The following is a 15,961-nucleotide window of genomic DNA, read 5'->3' as shown; positions in this document are numbered from 1 at the left end:
GTGGGCTGTCAGGGAGTGAGGGCGATCAGGGAGAAGAGGGCGCCGTGGGGGTCGCGGAGGGCGGTGAGGCGGCCGGCGGGGATGTCGCGCGGGGGGACCAGGATCGTGCCGCCCAGTTCGGCGGCGCGGGCGGCGGTGGCGTCCGCGTCGGCGACCGAGAAGTAGAGCGTCCAGTACGCCGGTGAGTCGGCCGGGAACTCGTCGCTCAGTGGGGGCATCATCCCGGCCACCAGGCGGTCGCCGAGCCGCCATCCGGTGTAGGCGAACTGGCCCATCGGCTCCTCCTCCGGCTGCCAACCGAAGACCAGCTCGTAGAAGACCCGTGCCCCGTCCGGATCGGGTGTGACCAGTTCGGTCCAGCTCATCGCACCGGGCACGTCGAACACCTCGGCACCGGCGAAGGTGATCGGCTGCCAGACGCTGAACGCGGCGCCGGCGGGATCGGTGAAGACCGCCATCCGGCCCCTGTCGAAGACCTCGAACGGCGGCACCACCACCTGCCCACCGGCCCGCTCCACCCGGCCGGCGACCAGATCGGCGTCGTCGGTGGCGACGTACGTCGACCAGATCGGCACCTGGTCCGGCACGGCCGGCGGGCCGGCCCCGGCCACCGCCCGGCCGTCCAGCAGGAAAACCGTGTACCCGCCCGCCTCGGGCTCCGGGTCGACCCGGCCGGTCCAGCCGAACAGTTCCGGGTAGAACCGTCGGGCCGCGTCGAGGCCGGGCGTCGCCAGGTCGGCCCAACAGGGCGTACCCGGCGCGACGCTGACCACGGACACCCCTCCCGACCTGGGCGGCCACCGTCTGGCCGCTCTCCCTGGGATGGTGGCACCGGTCCGCCGCCATCCGCTGTGGAAACGGGCGGAACGTCAACTGAACCGGCGAACCTCGCGAAGTCAGCCCAGCGGTGCCGGCAGCGGCTCCGCATGCAGCACGGACAGCCGGGACACCGCCCGGGTGAGCACCACGTACAGCCGGTGCAGGCCGCGTGGCTCGGCGGCCACGATCGCGGCCGGCTCGACCGCTATGACGTGGTCGTACTCCAGGCCCTTGACCAGGGACGCGGGCATCACCGTGACCCGCGCCCCGGCGGCGGGCCCGTCGGCGGTCGCGGTCTCGATCCCCGCGCCGGCCAGCGCCGCCCGCAGCTCATCCACGGCGGCGTCGGCGGCGATCACGGCGATCGACCCTTCGTGGGTGAGCGCCGCCCGCACCTCGGCCACCGTCGCACCGGCAAGATCGGTCACGGTACGCACCTCGAGCGTGCCGTCACCGCGCAGCGACTCGGCCGGCGGCACGTCGACGGCGAGCGCCGGAAGCAGCCGGTTGGCGAAGGCGAGCACGGCGGCGGGTACCCGGAACCCGATTGTCAACGGCACCACAGTCGCGTCCGGCTTGCCCAGGTGGCGCAGGCTCTCCCGCCAGTCGGTGGCCGCCCACGGCGCGGTGGCCTGGGCCAGGTCGCCGAGGAGGGTGAGCGAGCCGTGCTCGCTGCGTCGGGCGATGACCCGGCACTGCATCGGGGAGAGGTCCTGGGCCTCGTCGATCACCACGTGTCCGTAGCCCGTCGACCGTTCGAGCAGGCCGGCTGCCTCGTCGATGAGCACCGCGTCGGCGGCCGTCCACCTGGTCGCCTTCGCCGTCCGCCCCACTCCCGTACCGGTGCGGGTGCGCCCGGTGCCGGTCCCGGTGAGCAGGCTCTGCTCGTCGGGGGTGAGCAGGCCGTCAGCGGCCCGGGCGAGCCGGTCCGGGTCGGTGTACAGCGCGTGCAGCAGGCCGTCCGGGGTGAGCGCCGGCCAGACGGCGTCCAGGAACCCGGTGACCGGCTTCGACCGGCTCATCCGGCGCAGCCACGCGTCACTCGGCGACTCCGCCCGCCGCGCCTCGGCCTGCCGTTGCAGCAGTCCGACCACCCGGGCCCGGACCCGGTCCCGCCCGACGGCGTACGGCAGCAACTCCGCGCGGGTGTCGCGGACCAGCCGGTGCAGCGGTTCCAGCCCGATCCGCCAGCGGAACGAGCCGTCGGAGACGAGCACCGGCTCCGCCGGCTCGCCGACGTACGCGTCGACGGCCCGGCGCAGCACCTCGGCCATTCGCGCGTCGTGCTTGAGGGTGGCCACGGCCGGCGGGTCCACCGCCCGTACCGGCACCCGGTGGACCAGGTCCTCCACTGTGGCCTGCTCCACCTCGACCTCACCCAGCGCGGGCAGCACCGCCGCGATGTAGCCGAGGAAGGCCCGGTTCGGACCCACGACCAGCACCTTCGACCGCCGCAACCGCTCCCGGTGCAGATAGAGCAGGTACGCCGCGCGGTGCAACCCGACGGCGGTCTTGCCGGTGCCCGGCGCGCCCTGCACACAGATCGAGTCGGCCAGCTCGGCCCGGACGAGTTCGTCCTGTTCGGGCTGGATGGTGGCGACGATGTCGCGCATCGGTCCGACCCGGGGACGTTCGATCTCGGCGGTGAGGATGCGGCTGGCGGTGCCGAGTTCCTCGCCCCGGTCCAGGTGCTCGTCCTCGAAGCTGGTCAGCTTGCCGTCGCCGAAGCCGAACCGGCGGCGCACCGCCAGGCCCTGTGGATCGCGGGCGCTGGCCCGGTAGAAGGCGCGGGAGACCGGGGCCCGCCAGTCCAGCACCAACGGTTCGCCCCGCTCGTCGGTGACATGCCGGCGACCGACGTGGTAGCGGCGGCCGGCGTGTTCGGCGTCCGCGTCGCCGAAGTCGAGCCGTCCGAAGAACAGCGGGGTACGCGGGTCGTCGGCGAGTTCGGCGACCCGCCGGGCCAGGTGCCGGCCGAGCTGTTCGGCGGTGTACGCGTCGCCGGCCACCTTGTCGCCGGTGGCGAAGAGCGCCTCGGCGCGTTCCCGCATCCGGTGCAGCGCCGCCCGCGACCTGGTCAGGTGGGCCCGTTCGGCGGCCAACTCGTCGTCAAGTGGGTGCGGCTGGGGGATTTCTTGGGCGTGCAGGCTCATCCACGGACTCCTCGACACGGGGAAGAAGGCTGCCGCTCGCGTTTCCGACTCGTGGGTCGGCGCGGGGACGTCCGCTGCGGTGCTACTCACCGCGGCCGTCGGCGGAACGAACAGCCTACTCCCGGGTGCGCCGTGGACAACCACTTTTCCCTCCAGCCGGGGATCATGGGGGCATGACGCAGGCGCACTCCGAGCCGCCCCGGGTGACGATCAGCGACCCGCAGACGCTGCGGGCGCTCGCCCACCCGGCCCGGCTCGCGATCATGGAACACCTGGCCACGACCGAGGGCGCGGTGACCGCCACCGAGTGCGCCGAGGTGGCGGGCCTGTCGCCGAGCGCGACCAGCTACCACCTGCGGGCACTTGCCAAGTTCGGGCTGGTGGAACAGGCGCCGAGCCGGGGGGACGCCCGGGAGCGACTGTGGCGTGCCGCGATCCAGTCGTGGACCATCGACGCCGGCCGGGACGCCGACCCGTCGGTACGCGACGCCGAGCAGACCCTGGTCGAGGTGTTCCTGGCTCGGGAGCTGGAGCGCAGCCGGGACTGGCTGCGCCGGGCTCCGGACGAGTCCGAGGAGTGGTATCGCAGCGCGATCCTCAGCGAGTCGTTGCTGCTGCTCACCGCCGAGGAGTTGGCGGAGTTGAACGAGGCGGTGATGGCCCTGCTCCAGCCCTACCGCAAACGCACCCGGACCGACCCGCCGCCGGGCGCGCGTCGGGTGGCCGTCCAGTACCGGGCGGTGCCGCTGGCCTGAACCTGCTTGCGCCAGACAGATGTGAAGCATTACTTTCGAAGCATGTCCTTCATATCTGGCGAATCGCGGTGGGCCGACGTCGCCCTGGCCACCTCCGCCCGTGGATTCGCCACCTGCGGGCAGTTCCTCACGGCCACGACCCTGACGCTGAGCCTGCAGACCTCCGGTGCCGGCGGCAGTGCCGTCGCCGGCATGCTGCTGGCGGCGACCCTGCCGCTGGTGGCGCTCGCCCCGCTGACCGGGCGCCTCGCCGATCGGGTGGACAGCCGGGTGCTGCTGGTCGGCGCCGGGCTGGCCCAGTCGGCGATCTGCCTCGCGCTGGCGTACGCCGGGCACCCGCTGCTGGTGGTGGGTCTGGTCGCGCTGCTCGCCTCCGGTCTCGCCGTCGCCCAACCGGTGCTCGCCGCCCTGGTGCCGGCGATGGTGCGCGCCACGGACCTGCCCAGGGCGACAGCCCTCAACCAGACCGCCGGCATGCTCGGCGTCCTGACCGGGCCGGCCCTGGCCGGGTTCCTGGTGGGCGGATTCGGCACCCGGGTACCGCTGCTGATCGCCGCGGTCGGCTATCTGGCGCTCGTCGTCGCCGGCCTGCTCGTCCGGACCCGCAGAGGCGGCGCGCCGCGCGTGGCGGCGACCGGCGGTGGCCCGTCGATGGGCGCGGACGCCGTGGAGCGGGACGGGGACTGGCGGTTACGGCGGGACCCGTTGCTGGTGGCGATGGTGGCGACCCTGGCCGGCGTCATCGCGGCCATCGGCGCGATTAACGTGATCGAGGTCTTCTACGTACGCGAGACCCTCGGCGCTTCGGCCTCCGTCTACGGCCTGGTGACAGGTGCCTGGACGCTCGGGGTGCTCTGCGGTGCGTGGATCTTCGCCCGGGTGGCCGGGCGGCTCACCGACGACGGGGCCCTGGTCCAGGGCGGCCTGCTGCTGCTCGGCGGCTGCTGCGTGGCGGTGTTGCTCTCGGTGACGGTTCCCACGGCTGCGCTGCTGGTGCCGCTCTGGCTGCTCGGTGGCCTCTGCAACGGCGGCGACAACGTCTTCCACAACCTGGTGGTGGCCCGGCGGGTGCCCGAGGCGGCGCGCGGGCGGGCCTTCGCCGCCGTGGGTGCCTCGGTGCAGGGCGCGGCGATGGTGGGCTACCTGCTCGGCGGCCTGCTGCTGGAGCTGACCGAACCGCGTCCGCTGATCGTCGGCTGCGGGGTGGCCGGGCTGCTGGTGCTGCTCGGCTTCGTGGTGCCGGTCCGCCGCGCGGTGCGGACCGAGCGCTCCCGCGCCGGGCGGATTCCGACACCTGTGGAGCGGGCCGGGCCGGCGGGAGCCGGACCGCCGGAGGCGGGGTCTTCGGGTGCGGGGTTGGCCACTTCGACGGCGTCCGGCTGAGCAGGTCACCGGCGGCGGGGATACGGTCGGGGCATGGTCGAGCGCCTTGCCCGCCCCCGCGTCGGGCACATCCAGTTCCTCAACTGCCTGCCCATCTACTGGGGGCTGATGCGCTCCGGCGCCCTGCTCGACGTCGACCTCCGCAAGGACTCACCGGATCGGCTCAGCGCCCAACTCGTCGCCGGTGACCTGGACATCGGGCCGATCACCTTCGTCGAGTACCTGCGGCACGCCGACGAACTGCTGCTCCTGCCCGACCTGGCCGTCGGCAGCGACGGGCCGGTGCTGTCGGTGAACCTGGTGAGCACCCGGCCGCTCGGCGACCTCGACGGTGCGCGGGTGGCGCTGGGCTCGACCTCACGGACCGGAGTGCTGCTCGCCCAGTTGCTGCTGCGCGAGCGGTACGGGGTGCGCCCCGAGTACTTCCGGTGCCCGCCCGACCTGACCCAGATGCTGCTGGAGGCCGACGCGGCGGTCCTGATCGGCGACGTGGCCCTGCGGGCGATGTACGAGGCACCTCGGCAGGGGTTGACCGTGACCGACCTGGGCCAGGCGTGGCGGGAGTGGACCGGGCTGCCGATGGTCTTCGCCGTCTGGGCGGTCCGCCGCGACTTCGCCGCAGCCCACCCCGGTCTGGTCAAGGAGGTGCATGAGGGGTTCCTACGCTCGCGCGACCTGTGCCTCGCCGAACTGGACCAGGTCGCCGAGTCGGCGGCCCGGTGGGAGCCCTTCGACGCGACCACTCTCGCGGAGTACTTCCGGACCCTGGACTTCTCCCTCGGCGACCGTCAGATCGCCGGCATCCGCGAGTTCGCCCGCCACACCGCCGCCCTGGGCGAAACCCCGCCCCTACCCCCCACCGGCCCCACCTTCTTCACCCGCTGACCCGTCCCCCCACAGCTCCCGCGATCTTGCACTTTCGGTCGCCAAAAAGCGGCTTATGCCGGAAATGCAGCGACAAGAAGTGCAAGATCGCGGGAGCTGTGGGGTGGGGGCGGGTCAGGGGGTTTGGGTCAGGAGGGCTTCGGTGATTTTTTCGCAGTTGTCCATGCCGTACTCGTAGCCCTTGTTGATCGGGTACTGGAGCATCACGCCCATCGTCCAGGTGTCGCCGATCGCCAGGCAGTTGACGTGGATCTCCTGCTCGCGGGTGCGGTCGACCCAGCCGTTCTTGATGGCGATCTTCTTTGCCACGGCGGCCGGGAACGCCTTGCGGATGCCGAAGTCGCCGGCACCGCGTACCCGGCGCATCTCGCCGAGCAGCCACTTGGTCCACTTCGGGCCGGCGGCGGTGCCGTCGGCGATGCACTCGCCGAGGCGGGCGGTGTCCCGGGGGGAGAGTTCGGTACGGCTCCACCCGAGGTCGCTCGACACCTTGCTGTCGCTCAGGTCGCAGGTGGACAGCAGCCGCTTGATCGAGGCCGACCGGCCTATCTGGGTGTAGAGCTGCTCGGTGCGGGTGTTGTCGCTGTCCCGGATGATCCGGGTCAGGTCACTCAGCTTCGCGTCGCTCGGGGTCTGCCCGGCGTCGGCCGTACGACGTAGGTAGTCGGCGACGATCCAGGCCTTGATCAGTGAGGCGGTGGTGCTGGTCTCGTCCATGTTGTCCGAACCGATGATCTCGCCCGACCGGCGGTCCAGCACGCTCCACGCGTACCAGCCGTCGATGTCCAGGTCGATCTCCTTCGCCGCGAAGGGGAGCGGTTCCGGCTCCGGTGAGGGGCTGGGTGACGGCGACGGCCGCGCGCCGCGGTCGGTCGAGGTGCCGCCCCGGGCGACCGGGGACTCACCCTGGCCCCACTGGGCGGCGGCTGTGGACTCGAAGGGTGAGCCGGGTAGCAGGCGCAGGGAGACCAGTACCAGCCCGATCAGCACGGCCGCGATCGCGACCAGGCGCAGTGGGGATGTCTCGCCGTTACGGCCACGGCGGCTGCGGTCGGCCATCAGAGCTTCCCGATCGGCTGCTGCGGCACCTTCAAGGCGCCGCCGGGCTGCGGCGTCACCAACTGGCTGGCGACGCTGGCGCAGACGTCCGCTCCGTAGTCGAGCCCGCTCCGCTGGGGGTAACGCAGCATCACCGCGAGGCTCCATTTCTCAGTCACGGCCAGGCAGTTGACGTGCCAGTTGCCGTCGTAGTTGAGGGGGGTCCAGCCGTTCTTGATGCTCACCGGGCCCTGGCTGGTGATCGACTCCGGCAGGCCGTCGATGATGCCCCACCGGCCGCCGCCCTCTCTGGGCTTCTGGTCCTTGGCGGCAGTGCTGCCGCGAACCTTGCTCATCTCGGCGAGCAGCCACTTGGTCCACTTGGGCCCGGCGGCGGTGCCGTCGGCGATGCAGTCACCGAGGCGTACCGCGTCGCGCGGGGACATCCGGGTGAAGCTCCACCAACCCTCGTAGCCCTTGACGTTGCCGGGCTTGGTATCGGTGAGGCCGCACAGCTTGATCGCCGCCTTGAGCACCGGACCGGGCTGCCCGTTGGTCAAGGCTCGGTATGAGCCACCTGCGGCGGCGTAGACCTTGTTGGCCGCGTCGTCGTTACTGTCCCGGATGGCCAGGCTGGCAGCCTTCTTCAGGGACGCGGGCGGCTCCTTGTCGCCGAGTTGACGCAGGTAGTCGGCGACGATCCAGGCCTTGAGCATCGACTCGGTCGAGCTGGTCGCGGCCATGTTCCTGGAGCCGGAGAGCTCGTCGGTCTCCCGGTCGAGCAGCGCCCAGGAGAAGAACTCGCCCCTGAAGTTCACCGAGACCTTGCCTGCGGCCAGGGTCGGTGACGGCGGTGGGGCGGGCGTGGGCGCGGCGACGCTCTCCTGACGGGTCTTCGCCTCGCCAGCGGAGAGCCGGGCGTAGGCGGCCGGCACCAGCATGACGCCGCCGAGCAGTACCGCCGTCGCGGCGAGCACCGTGGTCACGCGAGATCGCATGAGCGGGTGAGCTCCAGATGTCGGGGCCGGGGGGACCGGCTTGTTGCCAGGACTGACCGGTGCCGATCGCCCGGGCCGGGGGAAACGGCCCTGAGCTGGCGATCGTCTTCAGCCGATCGGTGTGACGGGGGAAGTCTACGTGCGGATCGGCGTTATGCCAGGACTCGACACTGGGCAACTCGCGGTGAAGACGGGATAACGAACCGCTATGCGGTCGTTGCGAGGATTTGTCGCTGGTTCGTGACCTAACTCATAGTTACCGGCTCCACCCTTGGCGACCGGTGGGTGAACGGTGGGGAGTCCGGGATTTGTATGACACCCTCTGGTGTCTTCGGCTGGTAGCTGTAACACTGGTGACATGTATGGCAATGACTTCCCGGGTGAGGACCCGCCCGGCGGCCTGCTCGGCGAGGTCGAGGCCGCAGAGGCGGCGCTGCGGGCCGCCGCGGAACGGGGCCGTGGGGCCATCGAGCCGAGCGAGGACCTGGCCGCCTACTTCGCCGAGGTCGTCGCCGCCGACCAAAAGATTGAGCCACGCGACTGGATGCCTGAGGCGTACCGGCGGACGTTGATCCGGCAGATCGCCCAGCACGCCCACTCCGAGATCATCGGCATGCAGCCGGAGGGCAACTGGATCAGTCGCGCCCCGTCACTCAAGCGCAAGGCGATCCTGCTGGCCAAGGTGCAGGACGAGGCCGGCCACGGCCTCTACCTCTACGCCGCCGCCGAGACCCTCGGAGTCAGCCGGGACGAGCTTGTCGACCTGCTGCTCAACGGCCGGCAGAAGTACAGCTCGATCTTCAACTACCCCACGCTGAGCTGGGCCGACGTCGGCGCGATCGGCTGGTTGGTGGACGGCGCCGCGATCGTCAACCAGGTGCCGCTGTGCCGCTGCTCCTACGGCCCGTACGCCCGGGCCATGATCCGGGTCTGCAAGGAGGAGTCGTTCCACCAGCGCCAGGGCTACGAGATCCTGCACACCCTGGCGCACGGCACCCCGGCCCAGAAGGCGATGGCCCAGGAGTCGGTGGACCGCTGGTGGTACCCGTCGCTGGCGATGTTCGGCCCGCCCGACGGCGACTCGACCCACTCCGCCCAGTCGATGGCCTGGAAGATCAAGCGCTTCTCCAACGACGAGCTGCGTCAGCGTTTCGTGGACATGTGCGTGGGCCAGGCCGAGGTGCTCGGGCTGCACATCCCCGACCCGGAGCTGCGCTGGAACGAGGAGCGCCAGGCGTACGACTTCACCCAGCCCGACTACGACGAGCTGATGCGGGTGATCAAGGGCAACGGGCCGTGCAACAGGCAACGGATGGAACACCGCCGCCGCGCGCACAGCGAGGGTGCCTGGGTGCGCGAGGCGGCTGCCGCGTACGCCGCCAAGCGCGCGGAGAAGGAGAAGGTGGCAGCGTGAGCCAGCAACACACCCCGCTCTGGGAGGTCTTCGTCCGGGCCCGGCGCGGACTGGCGCACACCCACGTCGGCAGCCTGCACGCGCCCGACGCGGAACTGGCCCTGCGCAACGCCCGTGACCTCTACACCCGACGGCAGGAGGGCGTGTCGATCTGGGTGGTGCCGGCGAGCGCCATCACCGCCTCCAGCCCGGACGAGAAGGACTCCTTCTTCGACCCGGCCGCCGACAAGGTCTACCGCCATCCCACCTTCTACGAGGTCCCAGAAGGGGTGGCCCACCTGTGAGCGCGAGGAGTGAGCCGGGCCTGCGAGCCCCGCAGTCGCGAACGAAGGAAACCCTGTGAACGGTCCCTTCGCCTTCACTCTCGCTCTCGGCGACGACGCACTGGTCGCGGCGCAACGGCTGGCCGAGTGGACCACCCGGGCGCCGGAGATGGAGGAGGACATCGCGCTGGCCAACATCGCCCTGGACCAGCTCGGTGCCGCCCGCCTCCTGCTGTCGTACGCGGGCGAGCTGGAGGGTGCCGGCCGGGACGAGGACGCGTTGGCCTTCCTGCGCGACGACCGGGAGTTCCGCAACTGCCTGCTGGTAGAGCTGCCGAACGACGACTTCGCGGTGACCATGGCGAAGCTGCTCGTGCTGTCGGCCTACCAGGTGCCGCTCTACACAGCCCTGGCCGACTGTCCGGACGAGCGGCTGGCCGCCATCGGCGGCAAGGCCCGCAAGGAGTCCGCGTACCACCTGGACCATGCCGCGCTGTGGGTGAAGCGGTTGGGCGACGGGACCGAGGAGTCGCACCGGCGGATGCAGGCCGGCGTCGACCAGATCTGGCCGTACGCCGACGAACTGTTCGCGGCCTGGCCGGAAGCTCCTGTCGACCCTGCGACGCTGCGGTCCGACTTCGACCACACGGTGAGCGCCGTGCTGGCCGAGGCGACACTCACCGTGCCGGAGGTCGGCTGGACGCCTGTCGGAGGGCGGGACGGGGTGCACACCGAACATCTGTCGTACCTGCTGGCGGAGATGCAGGTGCTGCATCGCGCCCATCCCGGGGCCCGCTGGTGAACCGATGAGCAGGGCACGGCAGGCCGTGGCGGCGGTGGTGGATCCGGAGATCCGGGTGGTCACCATCGACGACCTCGGCATCCTCCGGTCGGTGCAGGAGGATCCGGCCACCGGCCGGGTGGTGGTGACGATCACCCCCACCTACACCGGCTGCCCCGCGATGGATGTCATCCGGGCCGATATCCGGCGTGCCCTGGCCGCCGCCGGTCACCCGGACGCCGAGGTCCGTACGGTGCACAGCCCGGCCTGGAGCACCGACTGGATAAGCGATGTCGGGCGGGCCATGCTGGCCGCCGCCGGCATCGCCCCGCCCGCCCCGGTCCGGCGTGACGGCGTCGTCCCGCTCACCCTGGCGGTGCGCTGTCCCCGCTGCGGATCGCCGGAGACCGAGCAGCTCAGCCGCTTCGGCTCCACCGCGTGCAAGGCGCTGTGGCGGTGCCGCTCCTGCTCCGAACCCTTCGACCATGTGAAGGCCCTGTGACTGTCACCATCACCCGCCCGGCCCGCCGCCGGCCGGTGTTCCACCCGTTGCCCGTCGTCGCCGTGGACCGGCTCACCGTCGACGCCGTCGCGATCACCTTCGCGGTGCCCGAGGAACTGCGCGACGCCTTCGCCTTCCGCGCCGGCCAGCACTTGACCGTACGCCTGCCGGCCGCCGCCGGTGCGGCGGAGAGTGATGGCGGCGGGGACGTCCGTCGCTCGTACTCGATCTGCTCCACCCCGGTGGAGCTGGCGCGGCACGGACGGTTGCGGATCGGCGTGCGGGAGATCCCGGGCGGGGCCTTCTCCAGCTACGCCTGCGGGGCGTTGCGGCACGGCGACACCATCGAGGTGCTGCCGCCGTTGGGGCACTTCACCACGGCCTTCGCGGCAGAGCGCGCGCGTCGCTACGGCGCGGTGGTCGCCGGCTCGGGCATCACCCCGGTGCTGTCGCTTGTCGCCACCGCGCTGGCCGTCGAGCCGGCAAGCACCTTCACGCTTGTGTACGGCAACCGCACGGCCGGCAGCGTGATGTTCGCCGAGGAACTGGCCGACCTGAAGGACCGCTACCCGACCCGGCTGCACCTGGTGCATGTGCTCTCCCGCGAACAGGGCGATTCGCCGCTGCTGTCGGGACGGATCGACGCGGAGCGGCTGGGTCGGCTGCTGGAGACCATCGTCCCCGGTGAGGCGATCGAGGAGTGGTTCCTCTGCGGCCCGTACGGGCTGGTGGTGGACGCTCGTGCGGTGCTGACCGCGCGGGGTGTCGCGGAGTCGGCGGTGCACACCGAGCTGTTCCACGTCGACGCGCCGCCCGAGCCGGTGCGCCGGACGGACGACGCGTCCGGCGGTACCGATGTGACGATCATGCTCGACGGACGCTCGTCGAGCTTCACCATGCGCCGCGACGAACGCGTGCTGGACGCGGCGCTGAAGGTCCGCGGCGAGTTGCCGTACGCCTGCAAGGGCGGGGTCTGCTCGACCTGCCGGGCCAAGGTCGTCTCCGGTGAGGTGGAGATGGCCCGCAACTACGCCCTGGAGCCCGACGAGGTGGCCGCCGGTTACGTGCTGACCTGCCAGTCCAGCCCGCTCACCGACACCCTCTCCGTCGACTACGACGCGTGACGCTGCTGCGCCTCGATGCCATCCACCTGGCAACGGCGGAGATCCTGGCCCAGCAGGCGGGCGCAGACTTCAGGGTATGGATCACAGGTCAGGTGCGCCCCTGAGAGCTGAGCGGCAGGTCGGCGTACCCTCGGGGACGTGACGGTGAACCGGGAGATCGACGACATCCTGCAGCGTGGTGCCGACGGTGGGCGGATCACGCCCGAGGAAGCTCTGCTGCTCTACACCGACGCCCCCTTCCATGCCCTCGGCGAGGCGGCGGATGCGGTCCGTCGGCGGCGGTACCCGGACAACATCGTCACGTACCTGATCGATCGCAACATCAACTACACGAACGTCTGCGTGACGGCGTGCAAGTTCTGTGCCTTCTACCGGGCGCCGAAGCACAAGGAAGGGTGGACCCACCCGACCGAGGAGATCCTGCGCCGCTGCGGCGAGGCGGTCGAGCTGGGTGCCACGCAGGTCATGCTCCAGGGTGGCCACCACCCGGACTACGGCGTGGAGTACTACGAGGAGTTGTTCTCCTCGGTCAAGAAGGCGTACCCGCAGCTCGCGATCCACTCGATCGGGCCGAGCGAGATCCTGCACATGGCGAAGGTCTCCGGGGTGAGCCTGGACGAGGCGATCGCCCGGATCAAGGCCGCCGGGCTCGACTCGATCGCCGGTGCGGGCGCTGAGATGCTGCCGGAGCGACCCCGCAAGGCGATCGCGCCGCTGAAGGAGTCGGGCGAGCGCTGGCTGGAGGTCATGGAGCTGGCGCACCGGCAGGGCGTCGAGTCGACCGCGACGATGATGATGGGGACCGGCGAGACGGCCGCCGAGCGGATCGAGCACCTGCGGATGATCCGCGACGTGCAGGACCGTACCCAGGGCTTCCGGGCCTTCATCCCGTGGACGTACCAGCCGGAGAACAACCACCTCAAGGGCCGCACCCAGGCGACGACCCTGGAGTACCTGCGGCTGGTGGCGGTGGCCCGGCTGTTCTTCGAGACCGTGCCGCACCTGCAGGCGTCCTGGCTGACCACCGGCAAGGACGTCGGTCAGCTGGCGCTGCACATGGGTGTGGATGACCTCGGCTCGATCATGCTGGAAGAGAACGTCATCTCCTCGGCGGGTGCCCGGCACCGGTCCAACCTGCACGAGCTGATCGGCATGATCCGTTCCGCAGACCGGATTCCCGCCCAGCGCGACACGCTCTACAACAGACTGGCCGTGCACCACACGCCCGACGACGACCCGAGCGACGACCGGGTGGTCTCGCATTTCTCGTCGATCGCCCTGCCCGGCGGCGGTGCCGGCCGCTCGCTGCCCCTGGTCGAGGCAAGCTGACCTACGCCCGGCCCCGACCAGCGAAACTGACGCCGGCCGGCCACCGGGACCGCCCGACCTCGCCGCCGCGAGCGCGAGTTGCGGCATCTTGGCCCTTCCGGTCGAGGGGATGGCGCGACTTGCGGCATCTCGGGCCGCCCCAGTGGCTGTCGGCGGGCGGCAACGTTGGGTGGGGTAAGAACGGTGAGAGATCACTATGGGTCACTGTGACTCGGGCGTTGTGTCACAGTGATGGCTCGGTCGGTTGTCAACCGAACGGCTCGGGTGGATCATCCATCCGGTTCGAAGCGTCGGGCCGCCCTGGCCGGGTGGCAGGGCGCGACCAGGTAGCAAGGCCCATCAATCCGGACAATCCTTAAGTTGCCATTAGCTGAGCAGCTTGTGACGGGTGTGAAGCAGGGTGGCGCGGGTGATCGCTGACCGCTAACGTCCCCGCCCGTACGTTTTCATTCACCCCACGGGGGAGACCATCACATGATCTTCCGAACCCGCCGGGCTGCCAGCCTGGCCACGGCCGCGCTGCTCGCCTCGGGCGCCTTCACCGCCCTTGGTGCGCCGGCCTACGCCGCTGGCACCGAGACGGACCTGGCCCTCACCGCCGCCGGCACCCGCACCACCGACGGCGTCGAGGGCAAGGTCGGCTGGGCCAAGATCGCCAACCAGGGCGAGGGCACGCCGACCAAGCTGCTCGTCAAGGTCGACACCTCCAAGGTGGACGACACCAAGCTCGTGGTGGGCGCGTACACCGAGGGCGGCTGTGACGTCACCGGCGATACCAAGCCCGAGCTGTGGGTCTGCGAGCTCGACAAGAAGGAGATCCCCGGCCCGGGGCAGACGACCGAGGTGCCGATCGTCCTGTTCAAGGCGGCCGAGGGCGTCACCGGCCCGTACACCGCCCCGGTGACGATCAGCATCGAGTCGCCTGACGACACCGACGAGAGCAACAACAGCGTCGACGTCGACGTCGAGTTGACCCCGGAGAGCGGTGTCGACCTGGGGGTCATCGTCCCCGACGTGAAGACCCGTGTCGACCTGGACACCTTCGAGGAGGACGGCCCGGTGCGGCCGGGTGACACCGCCCTGCTCTGGAGCGAGATCGCCAACCAGGGTGACCTGACCGCCCAGGGCATCAAGCTGACCTACCAGCTGCCGAAGGGCGTGACCTTCCTCCCGATCGAGGGTTGCGAGATCAGCTCCGACAAGCGCGGCGCGGTCTGCGAGGACGACACCTTCCTGCTGGAGCGGGACACGGTGCTGATCGTTCCGCTGGCCGTCGAGGTGGGCAAGGGCGTCGAGGCGCCGGTCACCCTGACCGGCGGCTCGCTGGCGGCCGAGGCGTTCGGTGCGCTGTCGCCGGATGCCCGGATCAGCCAGCAGGCCACCAAGCCCGGGTTCGGCAAGGCCGAGGTGCGCGAGATCAAGGAGTCGGAGTTCGCCGACATCGACCCGACCGACAACTCCGACGACTTCGCCGTGGTGGTCACTGCCACCAACGGTGGCGGCGGCGGTGGCGGTGACCTGCCGGTCACCGGTGTGCAGGTCGGCGTGATCGGTGGCGTCGGCGCGGGTGTGCTCGCCGCCGGTGTGGCCATGTTCCTGGTTGCCCGCCGTCGCCGGGTGGTCCTGGTGACCCCGGGTGACGAGAAGACGAACGCCTGAGGTTCGTCCTCTATCGGCCCGCGCGGGCCGTTCACATAACGCACGGCAGTGAGGGCGGGATGGGTGACCATCCCGCCCTCACTGTGTCGTCTCGACCCGGCCCGGGCGGTCGGTGACCAGGCTGGCAGAGTGAAGGGGTGAGCCGTACCCCGCAGGGCCAGCGCGCCAGTCTGGACAAGCAGCCGCACGAGGTCGCCGCGATGTTCGACGGTGTCGCGGCCCGTTACGACCTGACCAACACCGTCCTCTCCTTTGGGCGGGACCGGTTCTGGCGGCGGGCCACCCGAGCCGCGCTCGACCTGCGGCCGGGCGACCGGGTGCTGGATGTCGGTGCGGGCACCGGTGTCTCCACCGAGGAACTCGCCCACTCCGGGGCGTACGCGGTCGGTGCCGACCTGTCCCTGGGCATGTTGTACGCCGGCAAGCGCACCCGCCCGCAGGTGCCGTTGCTGGCCGGCGACGCCCTGCGGCTGCCCTTCGCCGACGCCAGCTTCGACGCGGTGACCATCTCCTTCGCGTTGCGCAACGTCAACGACACCGACGCGGCGCTGCGGGAACTTGCCCGGGTGACCCGTCCGGGTGGCCGGCTGGTGATCTGTGAGTTCAGCACTCCGGTCAATCCCGCGTTCCGCACCGTCTATCTGTCGTACCTGATGCGCTCGCTGCCGGCCGTGGCTCGGACGGTCTCCAGCAACCCGGACGCCTACGTCTACCTCGCCGAGTCGATCCGTGCCTGGCCGGACCAGGCGGCCCTGGCAGAACGGGTGAGGGCGGCCGGTTGGCGGTCGGTGGCGTGGCGCAACCTGACTGGCGGAGTGGTGGCGCTGCACCGGGCAATTCGGATGGATGCCTGAATTC

15 protein-coding genes are annotated in these 15,961 nt (G+C 70.9%); 11 read left to right on the top strand and 4 right to left on the bottom strand.

The window, feature by feature from the left end:
- Positions 1-8 precede the first annotated feature (8 nt).
- Entirely contained in the window at positions 9-773 is a 765-nt protein-coding gene (locus tag Van01_RS07595) for a VOC family protein (RefSeq protein ID WP_204003165.1), read from the bottom strand.
- A gap of 123 nt (positions 774-896) precedes the next feature.
- Positions 897-2,972, bottom strand: a complete 2,076-nt coding sequence (locus Van01_RS07590) for a HelD family protein (protein WP_204002676.1) — start codon at positions 2,970-2,972, stop codon at positions 897-899.
- Positions 2,973-3,145: 173 nt separating this feature from the next.
- Between Van01_RS07590 and Van01_RS07585 the strand changes: the two genes are divergently transcribed.
- From Van01_RS07585 to Van01_RS07575, 3 genes are read left to right on the top strand one after another with little or no spacing between them, the layout of a single operon-like run.
- The gene (locus tag Van01_RS07585; RefSeq protein WP_204002674.1) at positions 3,146-3,727 is read left to right on the top strand and encodes an ArsR/SmtB family transcription factor; all 582 of its coding nucleotides are present in this window, start codon (positions 3,146-3,148) and stop codon (positions 3,725-3,727) included.
- 42 nt (positions 3,728-3,769) lie between these two features.
- Positions 3,770-5,110: an MFS transporter gene (locus Van01_RS07580; protein WP_204002672.1), complete on the top strand. Its 1,341-nt coding sequence runs from the start codon at positions 3,770-3,772 to the stop codon at positions 5,108-5,110.
- A 33-nt stretch (positions 5,111-5,143) separates the two neighbouring features.
- Positions 5,144-5,995 (top strand): menaquinone biosynthetic enzyme MqnA/MqnD family protein, encoded by an 852-nt coding sequence (locus Van01_RS07575; protein WP_204002670.1) that lies wholly within the window; start codon positions 5,144-5,146, stop codon positions 5,993-5,995.
- Positions 5,996-6,109: 114 nt separating this feature from the next.
- Here the strand turns inward: Van01_RS07575 and Van01_RS07570 are convergent, their stop codons facing one another.
- Positions 6,110-7,054: a serine hydrolase gene (locus Van01_RS07570; RefSeq protein WP_204002668.1), complete on the bottom strand. Its 945-nt coding sequence runs from the start codon at positions 7,052-7,054 to the stop codon at positions 6,110-6,112.
- Positions 7,054-8,031 carry a hypothetical protein gene (locus Van01_RS07565; protein WP_204002666.1) on the bottom strand — a complete coding sequence of 326 codons (978 nt, stop codon included), beginning with the start codon at positions 8,029-8,031 and terminating at the stop codon, positions 7,054-7,056. The genes Van01_RS07570 and Van01_RS07565 overlap by 1 nt, the downstream gene beginning before the upstream one ends.
- 358 nt (positions 8,032-8,389) lie before the next feature.
- Between Van01_RS07565 and paaA the strand changes: the two genes are divergently transcribed.
- The 8 genes from paaA to Van01_RS07525 all read left to right on the top strand — a co-directional run bounded on the left by paaA (position 8,390) and on the right by Van01_RS07525 (position 15,957).
- Positions 8,390-9,445 (top strand): 1,2-phenylacetyl-CoA epoxidase subunit PaaA, encoded by a 1,056-nt coding sequence (gene paaA / locus Van01_RS07560; protein ID WP_204002664.1) that lies wholly within the window; start codon positions 8,390-8,392, stop codon positions 9,443-9,445.
- Positions 9,442-9,729 carry a 1,2-phenylacetyl-CoA epoxidase subunit PaaB gene (paaB, locus tag Van01_RS07555; protein WP_099847919.1) on the top strand — a complete coding sequence of 96 codons (288 nt, stop codon included), beginning with the start codon at positions 9,442-9,444 and terminating at the stop codon, positions 9,727-9,729. Before paaA ends, paaB begins: the two co-directional genes overlap by 4 nt.
- A gap of 55 nt (positions 9,730-9,784) precedes the next feature.
- The gene (gene paaC / locus Van01_RS07550; RefSeq protein WP_204002662.1) at positions 9,785-10,510 is read left to right on the top strand and encodes a 1,2-phenylacetyl-CoA epoxidase subunit PaaC; all 726 of its coding nucleotides are present in this window, start codon (positions 9,785-9,787) and stop codon (positions 10,508-10,510) included.
- Between the two features lie 4 nt (positions 10,511-10,514).
- The gene (gene paaD / locus Van01_RS07545) at positions 10,515-10,991 is read left to right on the top strand and encodes a 1,2-phenylacetyl-CoA epoxidase subunit PaaD (protein ID WP_204002649.1); all 477 of its coding nucleotides are present in this window, start codon (positions 10,515-10,517) and stop codon (positions 10,989-10,991) included.
- Complete coding sequence (paaE, locus tag Van01_RS07540; protein ID WP_204002647.1) at positions 10,988-12,115, top strand: 1,2-phenylacetyl-CoA epoxidase subunit PaaE; 1,128 nt, start codon at positions 10,988-10,990, stop codon at positions 12,113-12,115. Before paaD ends, paaE begins: the two co-directional genes overlap by 4 nt.
- A gap of 138 nt (positions 12,116-12,253) precedes the next feature.
- Positions 12,254-13,444 (top strand): cyclic dehypoxanthinyl futalosine synthase, encoded by a 1,191-nt coding sequence (gene mqnC, locus Van01_RS07535; RefSeq protein ID WP_204002644.1) that lies wholly within the window; start codon positions 12,254-12,256, stop codon positions 13,442-13,444.
- Positions 13,445-13,918: 474 nt separating this feature from the next.
- Positions 13,919-15,103: a hypothetical protein gene (locus tag Van01_RS07530; RefSeq protein ID WP_204002636.1), complete on the top strand. Its 1,185-nt coding sequence runs from the start codon at positions 13,919-13,921 to the stop codon at positions 15,101-15,103.
- A 137-nt stretch (positions 15,104-15,240) separates the two neighbouring features.
- Positions 15,241-15,957: a demethylmenaquinone methyltransferase gene (locus tag Van01_RS07525; protein ID WP_204002634.1), complete on the top strand. Its 717-nt coding sequence runs from the start codon at positions 15,241-15,243 to the stop codon at positions 15,955-15,957.
- The last annotated feature ends 4 nt before the right edge of the window (positions 15,958-15,961 follow it).

Origin of the sequence: Micromonospora andamanensis (assembly GCF_016863495.1) — a bacterium.
In the GTDB taxonomy this organism is placed as follows: Bacteria; Actinomycetota; Actinomycetes; order Mycobacteriales; family Micromonosporaceae; genus Micromonospora; species Micromonospora andamanensis.
The sequence above is the reverse complement of the archived record's forward strand: the minus strand, read 5'-3'. Positions and strand labels throughout refer to the sequence as shown.